We start from the raw sequence: 25,581 nt of genomic DNA on the forward strand, positions 1-25,581 counted from the left end.
TGCTAAAACTCAAACTGATAAAGCAAATCAAGAGCCTGATCCACACCGGACACGGCTTCCAAATAGAGTTTAGGCATCAGGCGGTAACGTAAGGTTAACGTTGCCAGTGAATCAAAGATGCCCACTCCGTATTTTACTTGTAGACCCGGCAGTACATAGCCACTGACCTGCACCTGCTGACTGTCGCCAACGCCGGTGGTATCAAGAGCAAGGTTACTGACGCCGAATGTCTCGCCGATTTTACCCACAACCTGACCACTTTGTGCAACCCCTAACCCCACTAACGCCGAAGTTAGTGCATTACCGTCACCGTCACTCTTCAGTCCCTGACCCCGTAACAGGTAAGAAAGGGCTTCCTGCTGTGACATTGCCGGGTCCGAGAACACTTCAACTTTCGGCTCGTCCGCCAGTCCGGTAACGCGCAGGCCTGCCGTCACGCTGTCCTCTGTCGCATCCGGATTACGAATCGCCTCCAGATTGATGTAAGGCTGATCCGGTGGCCCGGCGAATTGCAGTTCACCTTTGCGTACGATCAAATCCTGGCCATAGGCATGGAAACGGCCGGAAGGAATGTTGATCTGTCCGTTCAGTCCAAGACCTGATTTATCCTGTACCATTTTCAGGTCGCCATTCAGTCGCGCTTTCAGGCCAAATGCGGACAGGCGCACGTCGTTGCCGACATGGATAATCAGGTTACTGTTAATCGGTATTGAAGCGGTTTGAGGCTCAATCGGTTTAAGGTTTTTATCCAGCATGACCTCGTCAGAGGAAACGCCCACCGCGCTCTCTGGCACCTCTTGTACCGTAATGCGTGCCCAGGGAATATCCACCCGGCCGTCAAGGTTAAAGGCGGCTGGCGTGGCTTCAAAGACCACATCCGGCGAGACATCCATCCGCACCATTGGCGGCACCGTAACCCGTACCCGACTTCCTTTGGCAGCGACACGTGCACGCCAGTTGTCCAGTTGGCTCCAGTCCGCATCACCCGTGAGGTTGATATTGCCCTGCGCGGTCTGCAGCAGACCATTCAGGGTTGAGCTCATGCCGTTAAACACCATATTGAGGCTGGCGCGGGTTAAATCCACCGGCATGAAGTTGCCTTTCACATTCACATCTTTCAGGCCGAGTTGACCAAAGACCTGGGGCTGCTGTGCCGTTCCGCCGAGGCGTAGGTTACTGTTCAGGTTGCCTTTAATGCTTTCGCCCTGCATCAACGCCGGATTGATTATCGCCAGGGAGATATTGCGGATATTCACATTACCGCCCAGCGTACGGCGCTGTTGCGGATCGGTGATCTGCACATTGCCATCCAGTTGACCGTTGTTGACGATACGAATCAGCCAGTCGAGCTGCGCCCGTCCATCGCGCAGTGCGGCATTGATATTGAGCGTGTTAAAGGCGACAGGCAGCGTATTGCCCTGCACATCCTGCGCGACTTTAACGCCGTTGCCCTTCAGCGCCAGGCTGCCGGTCGGCAGTTTGCCGTCCGCCGTCCAGTTTACTCGGGCATCCCCGCTAAACACGCCGCTCAGCTGTGTCTGGTTAGTGAGGAAAGGTTTTAACATCGCAAGGTCAAAACGGTTTAACACCACATGAGCATGGCCATCTGGCCCGGCTTCTATGGGTTCAGGCACACAGAGTTGCGCATTGGGGTTTTGCCAGCAGTGCGGGCCAATGGTGGCGGTCTGTTTCTGATTGACATAGTTGATCGCCATGGCGCGCGTCAGTCGCCATTCCCCCACCGGCGTATCAAAACGCGTATTGTTCAGATTGCCCTTCCACTGCTCGGTCTGACGGTCGAAGCTGCCTGTCAGCGCGAGCTGGCCTGACACCGGCTTGCCCTGCACGTTGAGTTTGAGCTGGTGCTGCTTTTCATCGCCATCGGCATTGAGCGTCAGCAGGCTGATATTAAGTGCATCCTGCGTCAACTGCTCAACCCGCAACTGCAGCTTACCGGCGATTTGATCGCTGGAGCGCACATCACTCTTCAGGGTGATGCGGCGGACAAGCAGTTGCTGCCAGCGTAAACCGGTGGCGGTAAGATCGGCCAGCAGTTGTGGCGCTTTCAGCGTACCCCGTGCCTTGATATCCCCTTTAACCACCCCGCCCAGCCCCGGCAGCGCATTATCGAGATGCGGAGCATCAACGCTGGCATCCAGGTTGAGTGTATCGGCCAGGCTGCCTTTTACATCCAGATGATTACGTCCCAGCGCTATCTTGATGCCGGGGATATCCCACTGGTTGTAGCTGTTGCCCCGCAAGGTGCCGTCAGCGCTTACCGCGTTCTGTTTAACGTTACCTTTTAGCATCAGCTGCGGTACGCTCACCTGCCAGCTGCCACCATACAGGCTGCCACGGGTGGTGATCTTACCGTCCAGCTTAGCCGGCCAGTCAGGATACTGGCGCGCGGTATTGATGCCGTCCAGCGTCAACTCACTGCGCCAGCTGATGGCTTTGCTCCAGTCCACCAGCGCGGTGAGGTCGATGTTGCCCTGCAACGCCGCCACACGCAGCTTATCCAGACTGAACTGTTGCACGTTGCCTTTGCCATCCAGCGCGACCGTAGCAGGCGGCACCGATTCCCCTTTGACCGAGGTGCGGAGAGACATGACATAGTCTGTCGCCTTGCCTTTGAACTGATAGTTAAGGTTATCGGCCTGATACTGAATCGCCCCGGTCAGCGGCCAGCGCAACTGCGGACTGGTCAGGTTTAACGCCAGCGGTAGACCAGCCACGGCGGGTTGAGCGCTGGCATCAAGCTGTGCGCGTACCGGGCCGGAAAGGTTCAGCGCCAGTTTCAACTCGTCACGCATCGCCCCCTTTAAGGTCAAACTGAGTTTTTCCCCTTTGACAGGGTTAACGTTCACCTCACCGTTCAGGGCAAAATCAACGGGCCAGTTGTCAGCCAGCGTAGCCTGACCACCGCCGTTCAGCTTGCCCAGATTTGAGTCAACCTCCAGCGTTTGCAGCTGCATATGGCGGTCCAGCGTTTTCGCCTTCACCCGCAGTCGACTAACCGAGATATCAGTATCACCGGTGATGCGTAGCTGCTCGCCCAGAATTTCCTGTACGTCAATATCCAGCGGTAGCTGAAAGTCGGGCAGCGCGGGCAACAGCGGTTTTGCAAACAGCGCCTGCAAGGTTTCGCCCAGCGGCTTCTCATCCGGCTGAGGCTGTTGTACTTTGGGTTGCACCACCTGCTCTTTAGCCACCTGCGCCGCTTTAGGCAGCGCGATCAGCAAACTTTGGATATGGGTGGGATTCAGCGTCAGGGCACGATCCTGCCACTGCAAGCCGGTCGTAAAATCCGCCAGCGAAATAGCGCTCTCATCGACTTTCACGCTGATGTTGTGCAAGCCCACATGACGCAGGCTGATCGGATAAGGCGTGCTGAGATTGCTGGTGCCGCTCTCTTCTTCCGGAGGTGCCGTCGATGGCGTCATCTTTTTGCTGTCGACCACCACGCTGATATCTTTCAGCGTCAGATCATTAACACAGACCGACGAGTGCAGCAGGCAGTTGAGATCCACAGCAAGATGGATAGTGCCCGCATTAACGCTGACGCCAGGCATCTCATAGCGCAATCCACTAAGGGTAAGATTACGCCAGCCGCCGTCCACTTTGTTGATCGACAAGCCCGGCACCCAGCGCGACGCGCCGTTTAACACCAGATGTAATCCCGGCGTCGTACCAATTAAAAATGCCAAACCCGCAAACAGCAAGACCAAAAAAATCAGAAAGCCAATCAGGACCTTTTTCCAGCGCTTCATAGTTCTGGCCCCAACCCTACGTAAAATTGCACACCATGCTCCTCGCTATCCCCAATGGGGCGGGCAATATCAAACTTAATGGGCCCCACCGGTGATGACCAGCGCACCCCAATACCTGCGCCGGTTTTTACATTGCTTTGCTTAATGTCATTGACCGCCTCGCCTGAGTCGACAAACACCGCGCCCCACCATTTGCCGCTGACGTTGTACTGATATTCCAGCGAGCCGGTAACCATTTTGGATGCGCCGGTCAGCTTGCCGTCACTGTCACGTGGAGAAACGTTTTTATATTTATAACCGCGAATACTGCGGTCACCACCGGCGAAAAAGCGCAGATCCGGCGGCACTTTGTCAAAGTCGTTAGTTTCAATCCAGCCCACCGTACCGCGGGCGATAAAACGGTTCTTTTCACCCAGCGTGCGAATCCAGACGTTTTGCGCCTGCAGGATTAAGAAATCGACATCCGAACCCCATGTGGTATCGGACACATCTGCGGAATAACGCTGCGAATCGCCCCAGGTTGGCATTAAGCCGCCGCGTGAACGGGTGCGGTTCAGACTGACGCCGGGATAGAGCAGCATCGTGGTATTGGTGACGTTACCCTGCGTAAAGTGATCCAGGCTCCAGCGCAGGTTAAGGGCTCTTTGCCAGCCGCTGCTGCTGTCCCAGTTGCGCGATACCGCCAGCGTACTGGTATCTGCTTTGGTGTCGTTAAGATCGGTGCGTTTCAGGCCGCCGGAAAAGGTGTAGTACTGCTCCAGTGGGCTTTTCAGCAACGGGACTTTGTAACTGAGATCGACCTGTTGCTCGGGGGCGGAAACATAGGCACTGGCGGCCATACTGTGGCCCCGATCGTTAACCCAGGGTTTTCTCCACGTTCCTTTCAGACGCGGTCCAACATCCGTCGAATAACCGACACCGGCTTCAATGGTATTTTTAGCGCGGGGTGACACCACGGCATTTAAGGGCAGAACTTTGGTTTTACGGCCCTGCTTAAACTCGGGCGCAACCACCACTGACTGGAACCAGCCGGTCGCGGAAAGACGGCGGTTAAGTTCAGCCAGATCGCGGGAACTGTAGTAATCCCCCTCTTTGAAGGGCACTAAATTTTGCAAATAGGCTTCGCGGATCTGCGAGCCTTCAAAGGTGACATCGCCAAAGCGATAACGCGGACCGCTGTTGTAGTCCAGATCCCAAAAGGCTTCATGGCGGTCAACAGACACACCTAACTGGCTTTTTTCAAACTCACCATCGAAATAGCCGTTACGCAGGGCAAGGTTGGTAAAGCCGCTTTTGAATTTATCGTACTGGCCGTGGTTAAGCACCGTCCCGACTTTGGGCCGTCCCTGTGCAATCCAGTTTTTATAATCCGCATCGTTTTTCGCCTGACCGGTGACGACAATCGTACTGCCCGCAATTTTTATCGGCTGACCGGGCGTAACACGGGCGATTAACACCGGACGGCCGCCCTGAGGAGGCGCGGGGCGCGATTCGAAGTCGATATCCGGCTCATAATAGCCAAGCGCGCGCAGTCCCTCTTTGATCGCCGAAGAGACGCGAGAGCGAAAGCGGCCGTCGTTGGTGACTTCGTCGCTGCTAATGGTCGACAGGCGTGCCCTGACGTTTTTTTGCAGTTCTCCGGTTAGCCCTTCCAGCTGTAGTCGAACCGGTGCCGCCCCAAAGGCGGGCGCGACGAGCAGCAAACCCGTCATGCAATAAACATAAAATCGTGGCACTTGTACTCCTGTCTGTCATGCCTGCCCCATTCCACAGGGCGCGTGTTAATCCTCGTTACCGATACAATCGCGACGGCAACTCACTCATCATAGCCGCACTTTTTGCCAACTGGCAGTGTACAACGAGATCTAAGCCAAATTGAGCATTATTGTCGGCAAAACCCACTTAGGTTACAACGGCGTTGTAACGTCCTGGGCGCTTCGCGGTTTGCCTGCTTATCGACGCGGGGGAGGACAAGACAATAAATACTCACGCAGAGAGCCATCGTTTGCCCTCTGGCGGCGGCATCGTCGCTGCTGCTATAATCACCCACCGCAGGCATCCCGCCTGTCTTCATTTCTGCCCCTGCACCTCACTGATATTGTTGAATGGGCGCAGACATTTTTGGCACGGATAGCTCCCCTTAAGTCGCCACTACAGGGAATGAGCGCATAAATCGCACGCTGCCCAGGCCAAAAATGACAAGTGAATAACTCTTTGGATCTCATATGCTTGATAGCCTACTTGTCATTCTGCTACTGATTGTAATCAGTGCTTTTTTCTCTCTGTCGGAAATCTCGTTGGCCGCCGCCCGCAAGATTAAGCTGAAACTTCTTGCTGACCAGGGCAACATCAACGCCCAGCGCGTTTTGAAAATGCAGGAAACCCCTGGCATGTTCTTCACCGTGGTGCAAATCGGTCTGAATGCCGTGGCTATCCTCGGTGGTATCGTGGGTGATGCAGCGTTTTCGCCGGCCTTTTCCAGCCTGTTCAACCGTTTTGTGTCACATGACCTTGCCGAACAACTCAGCTTTATCTGCTCGTTCACCATCGTAACCAGCCTGTTTATTCTGTTTGCCGACTTAACGCCGAAACGGGTCGGCATGATCGCGCCCGAAACCATTGCTCTGCGGATTATCAATCCCATGCGCTTCTGTTTGCTGGTGATGCGCCCGCTGGTGTGGTTGTTTAACGGTCTGGCCAACGTGTTCTTTCGCGTCTTTAAACTGCCGATGGTGCGCAAAGACGATATCACCTCAGATGATATCTATGCGGTTGTGGAAGCAGGCGCGCTGGCTGGTGTACTGCGCAAACAGGAACATGAGCTGATCGAAAACGTATTCGAACTGGAATCCCGCACCGTACCTTCATCCATGACCTCACGTGAAAACATCGTCTGGTTCGATCTGCATGAAGATGAAGTCAGCCTGAAAACCAAAATCGCTCAACATCCTCACTCCAAATTCCTGGTCTGTAATGGCGATATTGACCACATTGTCGGCTACGTTGACTCCAAAGAATTATTGCTGCGCGTGCTGGGTAATCAGAGCATGGCGCTGAACAGCGGCGTTCAAATCCGCTCGGCGCTTATCGTACCGGATACCCTGACGTTGTCTGAAGCGCTGGAAAGCTTTAAAACGGCAGGCGATGACTTCGCGGTCATCATGAACGAGTATGCGCTGGTGGTCGGCATCATCACACTTAACGATGTCATGACGACGCTGATGGGCGACCTGGTAGGCCAGGGCATGGAAGAGCAGATTGTCGCGCGTGACGAGAATTCCTGGCTGGTGGAAGGCGGGACGCCAATTGATGATGTTATGCGCGTGCTGGATATCGATGATTTTCCGCAGTCGGGTAACTACGAAACGATTGGCGGCTTTATGATGTATATGCTGCGCAAGATCCCGAAACGGACGGACTTTGTGAAGTTTGCTGGCTACAAGTTTGAAGTGGTGGATATCGACAGCTACCGAATTGACCAGCTGCTGGTAACGCGGATTGATGAACGACCGCCAATGCTGAATGTGGCAAAAACCGAAGAATAGAAAGACTAAGGGCGCCATCGGCGCCCTGTTTTTTAGTTGAACTCTAGCTTGAGACGAACGACCTGGCGGTTAATTTCTGACATCACGCTCAGGTGCTGTTTGTCTTTGACCCGTGGGATCAGGACTTTACCTTTATCAAACTCGAATGCGCCAACATCCTTGATGTATAACCTTCCTTTAAACAGCGTCTTAACATATTTTGCTATCTGTAGTGGATTATAGCGCTGGAAGATTTTCATACTGATTAACTCCTTCATTTTTAAGCACGCTTCACCGTTGCCAAATTCGGTACGGGTCCATGAAGCGCGAATTCGAGATAAACTATAGAACACTCTGTTTACTTCGCACGATAAGAAATAAGTTTTTTTACCGTTCTGACAGAACATTACAGAATACTCTGTTATTTACTTTTCACTATTCAGTATAAACCTTCATTCGTTACGGAATTGTGTAGTTGATAACAAAGCTGACAGCTTTTTGAGACAGGCGCATCATCCCTGCTTACTATTACAGTTGAATGACTAACTGGTCTGATCACTGGAGAGGATGATGATGCGTGTAACTCTGGCAGCACTGGCTTTATCACTGCTGATTCCCGTCAGCGCGCTGGCTCACGATATTGAGCTGGGAAAACGTGTGCCGGCGGTAGGCGTTAATGATAAAGGCGAGCTGATTTTACAGCAGGAAAAATTCAGTTATAAAAACTGGAACAGCGCCCAGCTAAGTGGAAAAGTGCGGGTGGTACAACATATTGCCGGACGCTCATCAGCGAAAGAGATGAACGCTGCGTTGGTTGAAGCAATTAAGGCAGCCAGGTTGCCTCACGATCGCTATCAGACCACCACGATTGTTAACACCGATGATGCTATTCCCGGCACCAGCATGTTTGTCCGCAGCAGTATTCACAGTAATAAGCAGCAGTATCCGTGGTCGCAGTTTATTGTCGACAGCCAGGGTAACGTGCAGCACGCCTGGCAATTGCAGCAGGGCGGCTCGGCTATTGTGGTGTTGGATAAAACAGGCCAGGTTAAATACGTTAAAGATGGTGCCCTGTCTCAGCAGGAGGTTGAGCAGGTGATGACCTTATTAAGGTCGCTGTTGCAAGAGTAGATAAAGATGAAGGCGGGAGGCTGATGCCTCCCGCACTGCATCAAAACAGTGAAACGCGAAAGCCCGGGTTAAGGAAAGACTCACGCGGCGCGTAGTCCAGCGTTCTTCCCTGCCAGTCATGTACGTGCGCACCCGCAGCAGCGGCTACGGCATGGCCTGCACCGGTATCCCAGATGTTGGTTGGCCCAAAACGCGGATAGAGTTGGGCTTTCCCTTCAGCCACCAGGCAAAACTTCAAGGAAGAACCGGTCGCAACCGTCTGGTGTTCACCCAGTTGCTTCAGGTATTCCTGCATCTCTTCATCGTCATTATGTGAACGACTCACCACCACTAACGGCGGACGCGCATCAAGCACATGAATTTGCTGTCGCTCTCCGTTCTCTTCTTTCCAGGCCTTGCCCTCTGCGGCGGAATACATCACGCCCAGTGCGGGCGCGTAAACCACGCCCATGACCGGCTTACCCTGCTCAATCAATGCGATGTTCACGGTAAACTCACCGTTACGTTTGATAAATTCTTTGGTGCCATCCAGCGGGTCGACCAGCCAGTAGCGCTGCCAGTGCTGGCGGACATCCCAGCCAGGCGGATCTTCTTCTGACAGGACCGGGATATCCGGCGTCAGCCGCTTTAAGCCCGATACAATCACATCATGAGCGGCCAGGTCTGCCGCCGTGACAGGAGAATCATCCGCTTTGTGGGAAATCTCTGCCGGAACAGAACCGTTGTAGACCTGCATAATCGCGTCGCCTGCTTCACGCGCCAGTTGGCTTATTTGCTCTAACATTTTTCACCTCATGTATGCGAATGCTACGCGTTAACTGTCATACCCGTTGGAGTACAGTCTAGCAGCTTCATGCTTACCGCTGATTTCAGGCAAACATTCTGAATCATTTTTCAGCTATATCAACACAATAGACAGAAATAGCAACGATCTTATTCGGCTTAAGCGATGAGATCGACGGCCCGAGCGCGACGGATGGCAGGCTCAAAACGTTACATCCATCACGATTTAATCTGCCCTTTCATCAGACTTTTACATTATTTTTGTAGCCTTGATCTTTTAGCTTTGGGAGAGAGCATGTTTAAGGCGGGAATGATGTTACTGGCGTTGAGCGTTTCAGTTGCAGTACAGGGAGCCACCGTGGATTTGCGCGTGCTGGAAACAACCGATCTGCACAGTAATATGATGGACTTCGACTATTACAAAGATACGCCCACAGAAAAATACGGTCTGGTGCGCACGGCGTCGCTGATCCATGCAGCACGTCAGGAAGTCACCAACAGCGTATTAGTGGACAATGGCGACCTTATTCAGGGCAGTCCCTTGGGCGACTATATGGCAGCCAAAGGACTTAAACAGGGCGATGTTCATCCGGTCTATAAAGCCATGAACACACTGGACTATAGCGTGGGTACGCTGGGCAACCATGAATTCAACTACGGCCTGCCCTATCTGCACAAGGCACTGGCGGGCGCGCGTTTCCCCTATGTCAATGCAAACGTCATCGATCTTAAAAGCGGCAAGCCGCTTTTTACCCCTTATCTGATTAAACCCACTCGCGTGACCGATCGTGACGGGAAAACGCATACTTTGCAGGTAGGCTATATCGGCTTTGTTCCCCCGCAGATTATGGTGTGGGATAAAACTAACCTGCAGAACAACGTTCGGGTAGATGACATCACTGAAACCGCACGCCGCTACGTGCCAGAAATGCGAGCGAAAGGCGCGGATGTGGTTATCGCCCTAGCCCACTCGGGCCTGAGCAGCGAACCCTATCAGGCGATGGCCGAAAACTCTGTCTACTACCTCAGCGAGGTTGCGGGCATTGATGCCATTATGTTTGGTCATGCGCATGCCGTATTCCCGGGCAAGGAGTTTGCCGGGATCAAAGGTGCGGATATCGAGAAAGGCACACTAAACGGTATTCCTGCGGTGATGCCAGGCATGTGGGGCGATCATTTGGGTGTGGTAGATCTGGTGCTAAACAACGGTGATGGTCGCTGGCAGGTCACTGGCGGTACAGCACAGGCGCGCCCCATCTATGACACCGCCCATAAAAAATCGCTGGCCGCTGAAGATCCCGCACTGGTTAAGGTTCTGAAAGACGATCATCATGCTACCCGCGCATTTGTAGCTCAGCCCATCGGCAAATCGGCTGATGTGATGTACAGCTATCTGTCACTGGTTCAGGACGATCCGACCGTACAGATTGTGAATAATGCGCAGCGTGCCTATGTTGAACATTTTATTCAGGGCGATCCCGACCTGGCGAAGCTGCCGGTGCTGTCAGCGGCGGCCCCCTTTAAAGCCGGCGGGCGCAAGAACGATCCTGCCAGCTATGTGGAGGTCGAGAAAGGCAACCTGACGTTCCGTAATGCGGCCGACCTCTATTTGTATCCCAACACCCTGGTGGTAATGAAAGTCAGCGGCGAACAGGTGAAAGAGTGGCTGGAATGCTCTGCGGGCCAGTTTAATCAGATCGATCCTGCCAGCAGCCGGACGCAGCCGTTGATCAACTGGGATTTTCGCACCTATAACTTCGACGTTATCGACGGTGTCAGCTATCAAATTGATGTGACACAACCGGCCCGTTACGACGAAGAGTGCAAACTGATCCATCCTGATGCTTCACGCATTAAAGATCTGCGCTGGCAGGGGAAACCTGTCGATCCTAAAGCGACCTTCCTGGTGGCGACCAATAACTACCGGGCCTACAGCGGAAAATTTGCCGGAACAGGCGATAAGTACATTGCTTTTGCCTCGCCGGATGAAAATCGCGCAATACTGGCGGCTTATATCAGTGCAGAAACCAAAAAGAATGGCGAGGTCCGTCCGCAGGCCGATCATAACTGGCGACTGGCCGCGATACATAGCGCACAGCCTCTTGATATTCGCTTTGAGACCGCGCCTGGCGATAAAGCAACTCGCTTTATTCAGCAGTATGCGCAATATCCGATGAAGGCAACAGGGAATGACGAGACGGGATTTGCTATCTGGAAGGTAAATCTACAACAGTAAAATAACTAAGGGCGGCACGGTGCCGCCCTTATCCTTTACAGGATTTCCAGCAGTTCAACTTCAAAAATCAGGGTGCTGAACGGCGGAATGGAAGCACCGGCACCGCGCTCACCGTAAGCGAGGTCGTGCGGGATCACCAGTTCCCACTTAGAGCCAACAGGCATCAGCGTCAGCGCTTCGATCCAGCCTGCAATCACGCCAGTCACCGGGAATTCAGCGGGTTCGCCACGGGCAACGGAGCTGTCGAATACGGTGCCGTCAATCAGTTTGCCGGTATAGTGCACACGTACGCGGTCCTGACGGGAAGGAATCGCGCCTTCGCCCTGGGTAATCACGCTGAACTGTAAACCTGACTCGGTGCTGCTGACGCCTTCACGCTGGGCATGCTGCTGCAGGAAAGCCTGGCCTTCTGCGGCCATCGCTTCCACGCGCTCACGACGCACGCTTTCAGCACGCTCATGAACTTCACGCAGCGCGCGGTGAACCACATCAACAGGCACCGCGGGTGAGTTCCCTTCCAGCGCGTCGCGCAGGCCCGCGAGCAGTGCTTCTGGCTGCAGCCCCTGCAGACCAGACTCCAGCAGCTGCTGGCCAACCTGTAAACCAATACCGTAACTTGCTTGTGCTTCGACGCTGTCGAAAGAAGGGGTAGTCATCTTCGTTCCTTTCACTCTCGGATATAGTAAGACGGGCAGCATAGCAGCGCAGGCCGCTGGCGTAAAATCCGCAGCGTCGTAGATGACTTTTGCTGGCGAAAGAGAAACAATACGCAGGTCAAATTTATCAATGCTGGCAGGCACTTCGCGTCCACATTGCCCATACTGTATAAGTGACACGTTTCCCCTTATCAGTGGCACAATAAGAAAGAGAGAAAATATGGGCCAGATTGCCCCTCGTCGCCGCAGGATGCTCGCACGGCGTATGTTAACCCGGTTACAAGCTCGACTGCCGCAACGAAAGCAGCCGCAAGGTGCCGGAGCGGAGGAACCCGATATGACTTCAGACGTCCCGTCTCGCCTGCCAAACTGGCTGTATCGCCTCTGGCATTTTACAGACGATATTCGCTGGATGGACCCGCTGCCGGCGTTGCACCGCCGTGGAATTGTGATTGCCGTATTCATCCTGTTGCTGGCCTTCCTCTGGCCGTCCAGCACACCGCAGTATCCGGTAGAGCGTCCCGTTACCCCCTCGGCTGAAAAAGAGGTACCGATGCAGGCGGACATTTATGATAACAAACCCGCTAAATCCACCTCCCAGCCGGAGGCAAAAGCCGATTCGCAGGGCGACTGGCGCAGCTACCAAATCGCCTCCGGACAGACGCTGGCGCAGTTGTTCCGCGACAATAACCTCCCGGTTAATGACGTGTTTGCGATGGCGCGCGTGGAGGGCAACGGTCAGCCGCTCAGTACGCTGAAAGAAGGTCAACAGGTGAAAGTACGTCGGGATGCGAAAGGTGTGGTAACAGGATTAACGCTGGATGGTACGAACGGTCCGGTGCTGTTTACCCGCCAGCCAGACGGCAGCTTTCTGCGCGTGGAATAAGCGACAACCGGTGGCGGAACGCCACTGGATGGGCGCTAACACGGTTGTTTGATGTTCTTTACCAGCATGATTCCCGCGCAGACCCGCAGCGCAAGTAGAGACAGGATGATTTCAGCCTCGGCAGGAAAGCGCGCCGGGCGCAGCATTCCGGCTACAGGAACAGAGGCAGAGGCAGAGGCAGAGGCAGAGGCAGAGATTTGGCACCCGGTTGGCCAACAATGAAATAGCGCTGCATTCTGTGTTGAACATGTCGATGCTTGTGCGGTGCGGCAAGCGGGCAAAAGGAAGGTTATTCAGGGCTTAAAACAAAAACGCCGACACAAGTGTCGGCGTTCAGGTGCGGCAGATTAATAAAATTAACCTGCTACTACGTTCACGATCAGTTTCGCGAATACTTCGCTGTGAACCTGGAAGTCCACTTCGTGCTCACCGGTGGTGCGCAGAACGCCGTTCGGTAAACGAACTTCGCTCTTAGCCACGTCAACGCCAGCTGCAGTTACAGCGTCAGCGATGTCGCGAGTACCGATGGAACCGAACAGTTTACCTTCATCGCCTGCTTTAGACGTGATGGTAACAGTGCCCAGTGCGTTGATTTTTTCTGCGCGCGCATTTGATGCTGCCAGAACGTCAGCCAGTTTGGCTTCCAGTTCTGCACGGCGTGCTTCGAAGAATTCAACGTTTTTCTTGGTAGCAGGAACAGCTTTACCCTGTGGAACCAGGAAGTTACGAGCGTAGCCCGCTTTAACGTTAACCTGATCACCCAGGCTGCCCAGGTTTGCTACTTTATCAAGCAGAATAACTTGCATTACCTTATCCTCTTAAAGTCGTTAATGGACAGTTGCCGATTACTGATGACGATCAGTGTACGGCAGCAGAGACAGGTAACGCGCGCGCTTGATAGCACGAGCCAGCTGACGCTGGTATTTTGCGCGAGTACCAGTGATACGGCTTGGTACAATCTTGCCGCTTTCAGTGATGTAGTTTTTCAGCGTTGCGATATCTTTATAATCGATCTCTTGAACGCCTTCCGCGGTGAAACGGCAGAACTTGCGACGACGGAAATAACGTGCCATTTGGCTAGTCTCCAGAATCTATCAATTCAATCTGCTCGGCATGTAACACCATTTTACTCTGACCATTTCGCGCCTGATGGCAGCTGATAAAGCCTTCGAGAATGAGTTGCGTGCCGACCGTTATATGTTGAGTAATCACCTGATGGGCGCTGCCGCTAATAATAACAGGCATTCGACACCAGGCTTGCCGGTGAAATCCGGCCTCCTCCTGCACCGAGTTGTGCTCAAGCACGAACTGACAGTGCGGAATTCCTGACGGGCTAATTTTCCGAACTGGCGTCTTACACACAGTGCCAGACAAGCACAGCCGATTAACCGTCACGATGGATTACTCTTCAGAATCCCCAGCATCTGAGTCATCAGCGGATTCGTTAGCAAAATCTTCGCGGCGCTCACGACGCTCGTCTTTCGCTTTAACCATCGGTGATGCTTCAGTTACCGCGTTTTTAACGCGCATAACCATGCTACGGATAACGGCGTCGTTGAAGCGGAAGTTCGTTTCCAGCTCATCGATCGCTTCCTGCGGCGCTTCTACGTTCAGCAGAACGTAGTGTGCTTTGTGCAGTTTGTTGATCGGGTAAGCCAGCTGACGACGGCCCCAGTCTTCCAGACGGTGGATCGTGCCCTCTGCACCAGTGATAGCACCAGTGTAACGCTCGATCATGCCCGGAACCTGTTCGCTCTGGTCAGGATGAACCATAAATACGATTTCGTAATGACGCATCGAAATTGCTCCTTACGGATTATTCAGCCTCCTGTCAGGGTCAGCTGCGGCCCACGGAAGCAAGGAACGTTATAGGTTGTGAATCATCGAAATGACACACACCTCTGAATGCAGCTGAAAAATTGACGCGTAATCATACTGGCGACGCCGGACAAACTCAAGCAGGGATTTCATGTAAATGGTCGGAAACCGCCCTGTTTCCCGCCCTTTTGTGCGGAAAGCGGGAACAGGGCGATAAACCGTGGCAGACGCAGGAGGTGATGGCGTTGAGGGCTACAGCTGACGCTTAAAAAAGCTGACCAGCGCGGTCAGGCCCGACGGCGTGATTTTGTGGCCGATATGCTTTTCAGACAAGGTGATCAGATGAGCATCAAGCCCCTGTTCGCGCAGAGCGCGATCCAGCCGCTGGGCTTCCGCGAAAGGCACCACTTCGTCAGCCTCGCCGTGCCATAACAGGAGCGGCCGGTTCGCAAGATTCGGCAGACGGCTTGAAGGATCATACTCCGCCAGCGGAGCCATGCGTTTCGTGAACAGGGCTTTCTGCTCTTCGCTCGTCACCGTAACGGGAGGGAAAAGCGTCTGGCTGAGCTGCATAAAATAGCCGGAACCCATCATACAGGCGACGCTGTGAATATGCGGATAGCGCGCCATAATCCCCAGCGCCGTCATGCCGCCCATGGACGCGCCCGCCACGGCAAGACGTTCACCGGCAATCAGATCGTCGGCACGCAACGCCGTTTCTATCAACGGGAATTCATCGATGTTCTGTTTAAGAATGTCCCAAAAATGCGTAAACCGCGTGTCGGCATCGCCATTGTAGCGCGCGCCGTGCATATCGGCGTCGGGCATCAGCGCACGAAATCCCGCCTGTGCCAGTGCCACAGCAAAGTAGGCGTACACCTCTTTCGACGAGGTAAAGCCATGATAAAACACTACCGTTGGCAGTCGCTGCTGGCGCTGGCCCGCAGGTGCCGCATGCAGACATTCAATACCTGCAAACCTTTCCGTGGTGAGTTCTATCATTTTTTCTCCTGAAACAGGGGCTGATTAGGACGCCTCGCCAGCAAACATAAGCTGGGTGAGGGTTTTCAACATTACAATAGTAATAATTTCTTAACTAAACATTTCCGCTGCGCTGCCGTTGTTAATGCATATTTGACAAGAAAACAAAGGTATTCTATGAAACGTTTCTCTCTTAGCCGCACTAGCCTCGGAGTGAAGCTGTGCGTCATAACGTCCTTCAGTGTAGGCGTTTTGTTGTTGGCTTTGACACTTATTCAAAGCCAGAATGCTTCACGCCAGCTGGAAAGTCTTGCCGTAGATGACATGGTCAATCAGGTGCAGGGCATCACTGAAATGACGTCCATGTTTAATGCGACGCTGACCCAGGAAGTGGGCAACTACACTCAGCTCTTCGTCAGCTTTTTACCTAAGCGCTTCAGCCGTGATGAAAGCTCACGTATTCAGGTTGGTGAGTTTTCCACCCCGACGCTGCGCGCCGGACTTAAAACCCTTAACCTTGATCAGACTGCCGTTGATGATTTTACAGATCGCACCGCGGCAGTCGCCACCATCTTTGTCCGTGATGGTGATAATTTCATCCGGATTTCAACCTCACTGAAAAAGCAGGATGGTAGCCGGGCGATCGGTACCCAACTGGACCGCGCCAGTGCCGCCTGGAAAAGCGTGACGAAGGGGGAAACCTACCGCGGACTGGCCACCTTATTTGACCACCGCTACATCACCCAGTACCAACCGATAAAAGACGACAGCGGCACCGTCATCGCGATTTTATTTGTCGGCGTACAGATCGACAAACAGTATGGCCTGATTCGCGAAAAAGTGCTGGCTCGCCGTCTTGGCGATAGCGGACATTTTTATGTGCTAAACGGCTCGCCGGGCGCAGCGCAAGGTCAGTATCTGTTTGATAAACAGAACGAAGGCAAACGTCCAGACTGGCAGGATAGCGTCATGAAGCAGCTGCTGACCCAGCCCGAGGGCGTGCAGCAAGCCGAGATCGACGGTGAAGCCAGGATGCTGGCCTGGCAACAGTTGCCCGGCTGGAACTGGATTGTGGTCGGTGAAGTTAACCGTGACAGCCTGCTGGCACCGGTTATTCACAGCCGAAATATGTTTCTTATCACAGGACTGATTCTGGTGTTGCTGTTTGCCCCCTGCTTTGTCTGGTACAGCCGCCGCGCCATCACGCGCCCATTGCAACAGGTTATTCACTTAGCCGAGCAGTATGCCGCCGGTAATTTGCTGGAGCACCTGGACACCAGGCGCCATGACGAAGTTGGCCAGTTGATTAACGCGATCAACGGTATTGGCGAAGGTCTGGAGAAAATTGTCGCTCAGGTTCGCAGCGCCGCGCAGGAGATCAGCGACGGCACGGATACGATTGCGGCCAGCAGCCACAACATTAGTGCGCAGATTGGACGCCAGGCCAGCAGTGTCGAAGAGACATCGGCCAGCATGGAGCAGTTTGGTGCAACCGTTGAGCACACCGCCGATAGCCTGTGTCAGGCGATGTCTCTGGTCGCCGAAGCCAGCGGTATCGTGAATAACGGCAACCAGACGGTGACGCGCTCGGTCAGTACCATGTCGGCGATTAACGTATCGTCGCAGAGCATTGCTGACATTACTCATGTCATTGAGTCCATTGCGTTCCAGACCAATATTCTGGCCCTGAATGCCGCCGTTGAAGCCGCGCGTGCAGGTGAACACGGTCGCGGATTTGCCGTGGTGGCCGCCGAGGTGCGCGCGCTGGCACAGCGTTCGGCTCAGGCAGCAAAAGAAATCGATACGCTGATTGCGACCTCAATACGTCACGTCGCGGAAGGTCATACGTTATCCGAGCAAACCCGGGATGCGATGAGTAATATCGTGACGCATATTGAGCAGGTACAGGCATTGATGGGTGAAATTAACGTGGCCGCGCAACAACAGTCGGCGGGCATTGGTCAGGTTAACCTGGCGATGAACCAGATTAGCCAGGCGACGCATCAAAATAGCGAGTTGGTGGCACAGGCAGAACAGACGGCGCAGAGCCTGAGTGACAAAGGTCATCATTTGACACAGTTAGTCAGCGTGTTCTCAATCAAGTCGTGATGATTGCGAGCCAGTGGCTTACACTTGTCCTGTTAACATGACTGCCAGGAATCTGCTATGCGTTACGCTCTGTTACTGACGTTAAGTCTGTTTTTAAGTGGCTGCTCGCTGTTCCAGGATACGCCAAAAGCCCCGCCCGCGCCGACTGGCGAGGCGCAGTCCATTACCCGTGCCCAAAGTTACGGTTTACCGAAGCTGGGTACCATTAGCGCCAGCGTACGCGGCTCGCCCGATGACGCGGAGCGCGCCATTGCCGCGCGCGCCAACCAGGCCGGTGCCGTTTACTATCAGATTCTGATGGTTGATGAGACGATCACGCCAGGCATCTGGTACACGACCGCTATCCTGTATGGCGCCTCACCTGCCGCTGGCGCGCGCCAGTAACCGGTCAGTCAGTGGGCCCTCGAGTAAGCGCATACCGCGCCTGTCGAGCCACTGACTGCACCACGCATCCGCCAGCAAGGGCTCGGCATGCTTCAACAGCTGCGTTGCCGTTGCCAGATGCAGCAGATTTTCGCTGAGTTCGCGGGCCTGAACCTCATCAATTTTCCTCAGGCCCAGGGCTAACTGTCGCCAACTGCTATCGAAATGGCGATTACATCCTTTCACTGCGTCAAATTCCTGTTTGAGCATGTCCAGCATGCCGCCCTGTTTGGTCAAAACCCGCAGGACGTCCAGGCACATCACGTTGCCCGATCCTTCCCAGATGCTGTTTACCGGGATATCACGATAGAGGCGAGGCAGTTCACTCTCTTCGCAGTAGCCTGCACCGCCCAGCATCTCCATCGACTCGGCAATAAAGGGCGATCCCGCTTTGCAAATCACGTATTTTGCCGCCGGGGTAAATAACCGGGCAAACGCCGCCTCATGTGCATCGCCCGGCGAGGACCACGCGCGTGCCAGCCGCATCAGCAGTGCCGTTTGCCCTTCTAACTGCAAAGCCTGACGTGCCAGCACTTGCCGCATCAGCGGCTGATCCACCAGATTTTTCCCCATAACCTGACGCTGATGCGTGTGATAAAGCGCGACGGAAAAGGCACGGCGCATTTGGCCGTGGCTGCCCAGCGCGCAGTCAAAACGCGTCATGCCCGCCATCTTGAGGATCAGGCGCACGCCGTCTCCCTCGTCGCCCAGCAGCCAGCCGGTCGCCTCTTTGAACTCAACCTCGCTGCTGGCGTTGGATCGGTTACCGAGCTTGTCTTTTAGCCGCTCAATGAAAATGGCGTTACGAGATCCATCCGGCAGTAAGCGGGGTAAAAAGAAGGCGCTTAGCCCCTGCTGGGTTTGCGCAAGAATCACATGCGCATCACTTTGTGGCACAGAGAAAAACCATTTGTGGCCGACGATTCGATACGCTTCGCCACTTCCGCGCCCATTAAGAGGCTCCGCACGCGTCGTATTGGTCAGCACATCGCTGCCGCCCTGCTTTTCGGTCATGCCCATGCCAATCAGCAGTCCACGCTTTTGATCGCCCGGAACCGCATGCGTATCATAATGATCGCTGAGTAAAGGATCGATCCAGGATTCAAAATGGGCAGGCAGATAGCGCTGTAGCAAGGGAATCGCCGCGTGGGTCATGGTTAGCGGGCAGAGCGTCCCGGCCTCGACCTGGGCATGTAGAATAAACCGGGCCGCACGGGCCACACTGGCATTGGGTAGTACGTCGGGCTGCCAGCTAAGGTTATGCAGGCGGCTGGCGCAAAGGCCCTGCATCAGTAAATGCCAGGCCGGATGAAAGCGGACGTCATCCAGCCTGACACCGCGAGCGTCGTAACGATGGAGTTCCGGCGGACAGGCATTGGCGAGCCTGCCCAGCTCCAGGGATTCGGCGCTGCCCAGTTGCCTGCCCACCGACGCCAGCCATTCACTGTCCCATCCGCCGCCTTCACGTAACAGTGCGTCACAGAGGGGAACATCGGACAGAAACAGGTTGCTGTTACTGAGGGGAAAAGGTTGATTGAAAACGGTGTGCGTTGTCCAGGTCATAACGGCTCCTCGCGGATGTCACCCACTTAGTATGTAAGGTGCGTTACCATTATGACCTGACAGAGAAACGAATTTGCGGCAGCGATCACGCGTTGCGCTGACGTACCGCTTCAAACAGACACACGCCAGTGGCGACTGAGACATTGAGGGATGAAACGCTTCCGGCCATCGGAATGCTGATCAACTCATCACAATGCTCACGTGTCAGGCGGCGCATACCTTCACCTTCTGCGCCCATCACCAGCGCCATCGGGCCGGTCATCTTGCTTTGGTAAACGGTATGATCGGCTTCGCCGGCGGTGCCAACAACCCAGATGTTATATTCCTGCAACAGGCGTAAGGTGCGCGCCAGGTTCGTCACCCTGATCAGGGGAACGTTTTCGGCAGCACCACTGGCGACTTTTTTCGCGGTCGCGTTCAGCGGTGCGGAGCGATCTTTGGGAACAATCACGGCATGGGCACCGGCTGCATCGGCGCTACGTAAGCAGGCACCGAGGTTGTGCGGATCGGTAACGCCGTCCAGCACCAGCAGGAATGGCTTCTCCAGGCTCTGTAACAGGTCGGGCAGATCCCCTTCCTGATACTGGCGGCCGGGCTTCACCCGCGCCACAATCCCCTGATGCACGCCGCCTTCTACCTGGCTGTCCAGCCATTTACGGTCGGCCAGCTGAATCACGATCCCTTGAGCTTCTAACGCGGTCACCAGCGGTTGCAGGCGACGATCGTCGCGGCCTTTGAGAATAAAGACGTCCTGGAAACGCTGAGGATCGCGTTCCAGCAGTGCCTGCACGGCATGGATACCAAAAATAATTTCGCTCATCAATCTGCTCAGTGGTTGGAAATGAATGGATAACAGCCCCTGCGCGCTTGCAGGGGCTGATGTGCGCATCAGGCAGGCTTCGCCTTCTTCGCGGCACGCTTGGCCTTAGTGGCGGCGGCGATTTTACGGGTTTTCTCTGAAACTTTTTTACTTTTTTTCTCAGTCCGGGCCTCGGCAGGCTTACTGCTGCTGTTGCGGAAGGCTGAATCCGGCTCGAAATTGGTTTTACGGCTGGCCTGGCGACGATGTTTTGTCGGCGCTTTGCCATCACGCTTCGCCTTATCCCGTTCGGTTTTGCCTTCACCACGAACCTGGCGCTTACTGGACACCAGCGCAAAGTCGATTTTACGCTCGTCCATATGGACCGCTTCGACCCGCACTTCAACGGTATCACCGAGACGATAGGTACGACCGCCGGATTCACCAATCAGTCGCTGTCCTACGGGATCGAAACGATAGTAATCGTTGTCCAGCGTCGAGACGTGAACCAGCCCGTCGATAAACAGATCGCTAAGGCGCACAAAGAAGCCGAACCCGGTTACGCTGGAGATCACGCCATTGAAGACGTTGCCCACCTGATCCTGCATAAAGTCGCACTTCAGCCAGTCCGCAACGTCGCGGGTCGCTTCATCGGCACGGCGCTCGGTCAGGGAACAGTGCTGGCCCAGCTGCAGCATTTGCTGCATGTCGTAGTGGTAACCGCCGGTTTCCGTGGTCAGCCCTTTCACTTCGCCCTGCTCTTTTGCCAGCAGATACTTGATGGCGCGGTGCAGCAATAAATCCGGATAGCGGCGGATTGGCGAGGTGAAGTGGGCATAAGAGGACAGCGCCAGACCAAAGTGGCCGCGGTTTTCTGGATCGTACACCGCCTGTTTCATGGAGCGCAGCAGCATAGTTTGCAGCATTTCCGCATCCGGACGATCGGCAACCTGCTTCAGCAGCGCGGCATAATCGATCGGTTGTGGTTTATTACCGCCCGGTAAGCTCAGGCCCAGCTCATTCAACACGGTGCGGAAGCTCTTGATGCTGTCATCGCTTGGACGATCGTGATCGCGGAACAGCGCCGGCTCCTGGTGCTTCTCAACGAAACGCGCGGAGGCGATGTTCGCCAGAATCATGCACTCTTCAATCAGCTTGTGAGCATCATTACGCGAGGTACGCTCGACGCGTTCGATGCGACGTTCCGCGTTAAAAATAAATTTCGCTTCTTCGGTTTCAAATGAGATTCCGCCGCGCTCTTCACGCGCGGTTTCCAACACCTGATACATGTTGTGCAGTTCCTGCAGATCTTTCACCAGCGGCGCGTATTGCTCGCGCAGTTCCGGGTTGCCCTGCAGGATATTCCAGACTTTGTTATAGGTCAGACGTGCGTGGGAATTCATCACCGCTTCGTAATGTTTAAAGCCGGTAAGCTTACCTTTTGACGACACGGTCATTTCGCACACCATACACAGGCGATCGACCTGTGGATTCAGTGAACACAAACCGTTCGACAGCACTTCTGGCAGCATCGGAACGACCTGCGAAGGGAAATACACCGAGGTACCGCGCTGCTGCGCTTCGTTATCCAGCGGTGTACCGGGGCGCACGTAGTAACTCACATCCGCAATGGCAACCCACAGCCGCCAGCCGCCACCGCGTTTTTTCTCGCAGTAGACCGCATCATCAAAGTCACGCGCATCTTCGCCATCAATGGTCACTAACGGCAGGTCGCGCAGGTCAACGCGGCCTTTTTTCGCCGACTCTGGTACTTCTTCATTCAGTTTGCCAACCTGCGCCTCAACTTCTGGCGGCCAGTTGTGTGGAATCTCATGGGTGCGCAGTGCCATATCGACCGCGAGGCTGGTGCCCATGTCATCGCCCAGAATCTCGGCGATTTTGCCAATCGCCTTCGAACGACGCGTGGGACGCTGCAACAGCTCGACCACCACCACGGAGCCCATACGGGCATTCATGGTTTCTTCAGGGCCAATCAGGATGTCGAAGCTGAGACGACTGTCGTCTGGCACCACAAAACCGACACCTGCGTCCGTAAAATAGCGGCCGACGATCTGATTGTTACGCGGTTCCTGCACCCGCACCACGCGTGCTTCACGGCGACCTTTGCGATCGGCACCCAGTGGCTGAGCGAGAATTACATCGCCATGCATACAGAATTTCATCTGTTCAGCCGACAGGTAGAGGTCATCCTTTTGTCCTTCCGCACGGAGAAAGCCATAGCCATCACGGTGACCAATGACTTTTCCACGGAGCAGATCGAGACGCTCTGGCAGGGCATAACACTGGCGGCGGGTAAAAACTAACTGACCGTCACGTTCCATCGCACGTAGGCGACGGCGCAAGGCTTCGAGGTGCTCTTCTTCCTGCAGGTTCATCTCTTGTGCCAGCTCTTCACGGCTGGCGGGTTTTTCTCGTTTTTCTAACAGAGCCAGAATAAATTCACGGCTCGGAATAGGGTTTTCGTACTTTTCAGCTTCTCTGTCCAGAAAAGGATCTTTTGACATTAGGGTTCCTCCGATGTCATTTAATATTCATTGCCACCGGCGGTTCGGACAATATAATTTCATATAAAGGTGTATTACCTTCCACTAAATCTGCCAGCGTATAGCCATCCAGCTCCTGTAAAAACAGCTGCACGGCATCATGTAAGGCCTTTTTGAGGCGGCAGGCAGGCGCGATGGAACAGGTCGTGCAATCGACTAACTGTAGTGGCTCCATTTTGCGTACCACTTCACCAATCACGATGTCGCTGGCGCGCATTCCCAGCCGAATACCACCGTTTTTGCCCCGGATGGCCGAGACAAATCCTGCGCGACTAAGCTGATTGATAATTTTGACCATATGATTACGCGATACGCCATACGTATCGGTGACTTCAGAAATATTGGTCAGCCTGCCTTCAGGCAAGGTGGCCATATAGATCAGCGCCCGCAGGCCGTAATCGGTAAAACTTGTTAGCTGCACAGTGACCTCAGTCAATCATCCGGTGGCACGTCTATGCTCGCCCGTCCTGCTTTTTATTTCAATATTGAACTGGCTCTTACGTATCGAGCTACGATGATAAACCAGACTGATGACGGCTGTGTATTTTTTTCAGCCAGTGAAAGGTTTGACAAGCGAAGGGGCATTTAGTGGCATTAAATAACATAAAAAACAAAGGCCGGACAATGTCCGGCCACAGGATGATTAGGCGTTGAAAGGATCGCGCAGAATCATCGTTTCGCTGCGATCGGGACCTGTTGAAATAATATCAATCGGTACACCCGTCACGTCTTCTACACGTTTAATGTAGTTACGCGCGGCCTGAGGCAGGCCTTCCAGCGTTTTGACACCAAAAGTGGTTTCGCTCCAGCCCGGCATGGTTTCATAGATCGGCTCAATGCCTTCCCAGTTTTCCGCTGCCAGCGGCGTGGTGGTCACTTCGCTGCCGTCAGGCATGCGGTAAGCCACACAAATTTTCACTTCTTTCAGACCGTCCAGTACGTCCAGCTTGGTCATACAGAAGCCGGAGAGCGAGTTGATCTGCACGGCACGGCGTACCGCGACCGCATCCAGCCAGCCTGTGCGACGACGGCGGCCAGTTGTGGCACCAAATTCGTTACCCTGCTTGCAAAGGAACTCACCGGTTTCATCGAATAACTCGGTCGGGAACGGACCTGCCCCCACACGCGTTGAATACGCTTTAACGATACCCAGCACGTAATCCACATAGCGTGGACCAATACCTGAGCCGGTCGCAACGCCACCTGCAGTTGTATTAGAGGACGTGACATAGGGATAAGTACCGTGGTCAATATCCAGCAGTGTCCCTTGCGCGCCTTCGAACATAATCAGATCGCCACGCTTGCGCGCCACGTCCAACAGTTCAGAAACGTCAACGACCATACCGGTGAGAATGTCGGCAACCGCCATCACATCACTCAGCACTTTGTCGTAGTCAACGGCTTCTTCTTTGTAGTAATGCACCAGCTGGAAGTTATAGAGATCCATGACTTCTTTCAGCTTGGCGGCGAAGGTTTCTTTATTAAACAGGTCGCTGACGCGCAGTGCACGACGGGCAACTTTGTCTTCATAAGCCGGTCCAATACCGCGGCCTGTTGTACCAATGGCTTTCGCACCGCGCGCTTTTTCACGCGCCATATCCATGGCCACATGGTATTGCAGGATTAACGGACAGGCTTCAGAAATCAGCAGACGTTCGCGTACCGGAATCCCACGCGCTTCCAGGCCTTTCATCTCTTTCATCAGAGCTTCAGGTGAAAGCACCACACCGTTACCAATAATGCTGGTCACGTTGTCGCGCAGAATGCCAGAAGGGATTAAGTGGAGTACGGTTTTTTCACCGTTGATGACAAGCGTATGGCCCGCATTGTGGCCGCCTTGATAACGCACAACGTAATTAGCGCGCTCAGTCAGAAGGTCTACAATCTTACCTTTACCTTCGTCACCCCATTGGGTGCCCAGTACGACGACGTTCTTACCCATTTCTCAAAATCACCGATTGCTTAAAAAAGGATTCTACCATCTGATTTTGCGGTTTTCAGCACTTTTAGCATACGATTGCGCCCTTTTTTGCCTGGGTTTTGATCACTACAACATCCAGGGGTAAAAACAAGGCTGAGATACCATTCAGACGGCGATACTGACCCATTACAGCTCGCCATGCAGTCGCAACATACAATAGATCACCATACCTGCCACTACTAAGCCACCGCCAAACCGATGTAACAGGCGATCGGGTAACTGCGTCATGCTCAAAATCACCCGTCGCCACAGCCGTGGCATAAACATCGGCCCCAAGCCCTCAAGCACCAGCACTAACGCCAGTGCCATCCAGATATTCACGTTCATACTGCATCCAAAAAAAAGGCCGACAACATT

The 25,581-nt window shown here is 54.1% G+C and carries 22 protein-coding genes; 6 read left to right on the top strand and 16 right to left on the bottom strand.

The features are described from left to right. Positions 1-2: 2 nt before the first annotated feature. Both A6A26_RS02810 and A6A26_RS02815 read right to left on the bottom strand, forming a co-directional pair. Complete coding sequence (locus A6A26_RS02810) at positions 3-3,770, bottom strand: autotransporter assembly complex protein TamB (protein ID WP_063877395.1); 3,768 nt, start codon at positions 3,768-3,770, stop codon at positions 3-5. Continuing rightward, on the bottom strand, positions 3,767-5,482 hold the full coding sequence (locus tag A6A26_RS02815) for an autotransporter assembly complex protein TamA (protein WP_172823915.1): 1,716 nt from the start codon (positions 5,480-5,482) through the stop codon (positions 3,767-3,769). The genes A6A26_RS02810 and A6A26_RS02815 overlap by 4 nt, the downstream gene beginning before the upstream one ends. Before the next feature lie 513 nt (positions 5,483-5,995). Here A6A26_RS02815 and A6A26_RS02820 point away from each other — a divergent pair. Beyond that, on the top strand, positions 5,996-7,315 hold the full coding sequence (locus tag A6A26_RS02820; RefSeq protein ID WP_063877397.1) for a polyamine export protein PaeA: 1,320 nt from the start codon (positions 5,996-5,998) through the stop codon (positions 7,313-7,315). 32 nt (positions 7,316-7,347) lie between these two features. Here the strand turns inward: A6A26_RS02820 and A6A26_RS02825 are convergent, their stop codons facing one another. Continuing rightward, on the bottom strand, positions 7,348-7,554 hold the full coding sequence (locus tag A6A26_RS02825) for a DUF1107 domain-containing protein (RefSeq protein ID WP_003855513.1): 207 nt from the start codon (positions 7,552-7,554) through the stop codon (positions 7,348-7,350). Between the two features lie 313 nt (positions 7,555-7,867). Here A6A26_RS02825 and A6A26_RS02830 point away from each other — a divergent pair, with 313 nt between their 5' ends. Then, positions 7,868-8,425 carry a YtfJ family protein gene (locus A6A26_RS02830; protein ID WP_063881039.1) on the top strand — a complete coding sequence of 186 codons (558 nt, stop codon included), beginning with the start codon at positions 7,868-7,870 and terminating at the stop codon, positions 8,423-8,425. Positions 8,426-8,465: 40 nt separating this feature from the next. On the opposite strand, the gene cysQ is transcribed toward A6A26_RS02830, so the two are convergent. Next, positions 8,466-9,209, bottom strand: coding sequence for a 3'(2'),5'-bisphosphate nucleotidase CysQ (gene cysQ / locus A6A26_RS02835; protein WP_063877398.1), 744 nt, complete (start codon positions 9,207-9,209; stop codon positions 8,466-8,468). A 294-nt stretch (positions 9,210-9,503) separates the two neighbouring features. Here cysQ and A6A26_RS02840 point away from each other — a divergent pair, with 294 nt between their 5' ends. Then, positions 9,504-11,444, top strand: a complete 1,941-nt coding sequence (locus A6A26_RS02840) for a bifunctional 2',3'-cyclic-nucleotide 2'-phosphodiesterase/3'-nucleotidase (RefSeq protein WP_063877399.1) — start codon at positions 9,504-9,506, stop codon at positions 11,442-11,444. Between the two features lie 35 nt (positions 11,445-11,479). Here A6A26_RS02840 and fklB read toward each other — a convergent pair whose 3' ends face one another. Further along, on the bottom strand, positions 11,480-12,100 hold the full coding sequence (fklB, locus tag A6A26_RS02845) for an FKBP-type peptidyl-prolyl cis-trans isomerase (RefSeq protein WP_063877400.1): 621 nt from the start codon (positions 12,098-12,100) through the stop codon (positions 11,480-11,482). 220 nt (positions 12,101-12,320) lie between these two features. On the opposite strand from fklB, the gene A6A26_RS02850 reads away from it, so the two are divergent. Continuing rightward, complete coding sequence (locus A6A26_RS02850) at positions 12,321-12,986, top strand: OapA family protein (RefSeq protein ID WP_156506640.1); 666 nt, start codon at positions 12,321-12,323, stop codon at positions 12,984-12,986. Between the two features lie 356 nt (positions 12,987-13,342). Here A6A26_RS02850 and rplI read toward each other — a convergent pair whose 3' ends face one another. From rplI to yjfP, 5 genes are all read right to left on the bottom strand, one after another. Continuing rightward, the gene (gene rplI / locus A6A26_RS02855) at positions 13,343-13,792 is read right to left on the bottom strand and encodes a 50S ribosomal protein L9 (RefSeq protein ID WP_006120926.1); all 450 of its coding nucleotides are present in this window, start codon (positions 13,790-13,792) and stop codon (positions 13,343-13,345) included. A 39-nt stretch (positions 13,793-13,831) separates the two neighbouring features. Then, positions 13,832-14,059 (bottom strand): 30S ribosomal protein S18, encoded by a 228-nt coding sequence (gene rpsR / locus A6A26_RS02860; RefSeq protein ID WP_000135199.1) that lies wholly within the window; start codon positions 14,057-14,059, stop codon positions 13,832-13,834. 4 nt (positions 14,060-14,063) lie between these two features. Further along, positions 14,064-14,381, bottom strand: a complete 318-nt coding sequence (gene priB / locus A6A26_RS02865) for a primosomal replication protein N (protein ID WP_063877402.1) — start codon at positions 14,379-14,381, stop codon at positions 14,064-14,066. A gap of 6 nt (positions 14,382-14,387) precedes the next feature. After that, positions 14,388-14,783, bottom strand: a complete 396-nt coding sequence (rpsF, locus tag A6A26_RS02870; protein WP_063877403.1) for a 30S ribosomal protein S6 — start codon at positions 14,781-14,783, stop codon at positions 14,388-14,390. A 273-nt stretch (positions 14,784-15,056) separates the two neighbouring features. Beyond that, positions 15,057-15,806 carry an esterase gene (yjfP, locus tag A6A26_RS02875; RefSeq protein ID WP_063877404.1) on the bottom strand — a complete coding sequence of 250 codons (750 nt, stop codon included), beginning with the start codon at positions 15,804-15,806 and terminating at the stop codon, positions 15,057-15,059. A gap of 156 nt (positions 15,807-15,962) precedes the next feature. Here yjfP and A6A26_RS02880 point away from each other — a divergent pair, with 156 nt between their 5' ends. Both A6A26_RS02880 and bsmA read left to right on the top strand, forming a co-directional pair. After that, complete coding sequence (locus A6A26_RS02880; protein WP_063877405.1) at positions 15,963-17,894, top strand: methyl-accepting chemotaxis protein; 1,932 nt, start codon at positions 15,963-15,965, stop codon at positions 17,892-17,894. A gap of 57 nt (positions 17,895-17,951) precedes the next feature. Continuing rightward, positions 17,952-18,278, top strand: a complete 327-nt coding sequence (bsmA, locus tag A6A26_RS02885) for a biofilm peroxide resistance protein BsmA (protein WP_063877406.1) — start codon at positions 17,952-17,954, stop codon at positions 18,276-18,278. Here bsmA and A6A26_RS02890 read toward each other — a convergent pair. The 6 genes from A6A26_RS02890 to A6A26_RS02915 form a co-directional block, all read right to left on the bottom strand. Next, the gene (locus A6A26_RS02890; protein WP_063877407.1) at positions 18,252-19,880 is read right to left on the bottom strand and encodes an isovaleryl-CoA dehydrogenase; all 1,629 of its coding nucleotides are present in this window, start codon (positions 19,878-19,880) and stop codon (positions 18,252-18,254) included. The two genes, bsmA and A6A26_RS02890, sit on opposite strands and share 27 nt — an antisense overlap. An 85-nt stretch (positions 19,881-19,965) precedes the next feature. Beyond that, positions 19,966-20,700 carry a 23S rRNA (guanosine(2251)-2'-O)-methyltransferase RlmB gene (gene rlmB / locus A6A26_RS02895; RefSeq protein WP_063881040.1) on the bottom strand — a complete coding sequence of 245 codons (735 nt, stop codon included), beginning with the start codon at positions 20,698-20,700 and terminating at the stop codon, positions 19,966-19,968. 68 nt (positions 20,701-20,768) lie between these two features. After that, the gene (gene rnr, locus A6A26_RS02900) at positions 20,769-23,204 is read right to left on the bottom strand and encodes a ribonuclease R (protein WP_063877408.1); all 2,436 of its coding nucleotides are present in this window, start codon (positions 23,202-23,204) and stop codon (positions 20,769-20,771) included. Positions 23,205-23,220: 16 nt separating this feature from the next. After that, a complete protein-coding gene (gene nsrR / locus A6A26_RS02905) occupies positions 23,221-23,664 on the bottom strand; it encodes a nitric oxide-sensing transcriptional repressor NsrR (RefSeq protein ID WP_063877409.1) in 444 nt (147 codons plus the stop codon). 222 nt (positions 23,665-23,886) lie between these two features. Further along, positions 23,887-25,185, bottom strand: a complete 1,299-nt coding sequence (locus A6A26_RS02910; protein WP_063877410.1) for an adenylosuccinate synthase — start codon at positions 25,183-25,185, stop codon at positions 23,887-23,889. 165 nt (positions 25,186-25,350) lie between these two features. Beyond that, entirely contained in the window at positions 25,351-25,551 is a 201-nt protein-coding gene (locus tag A6A26_RS02915) for a DUF2065 domain-containing protein (RefSeq protein ID WP_013027400.1), read from the bottom strand. Positions 25,552-25,581 lie beyond the last annotated feature (30 nt).

This window comes from Pantoea sp. OXWO6B1 (assembly GCF_001641135.1).
GTDB lineage: Bacteria > Pseudomonadota > Gammaproteobacteria > Enterobacterales > Enterobacteriaceae > Pantoea > Pantoea allii.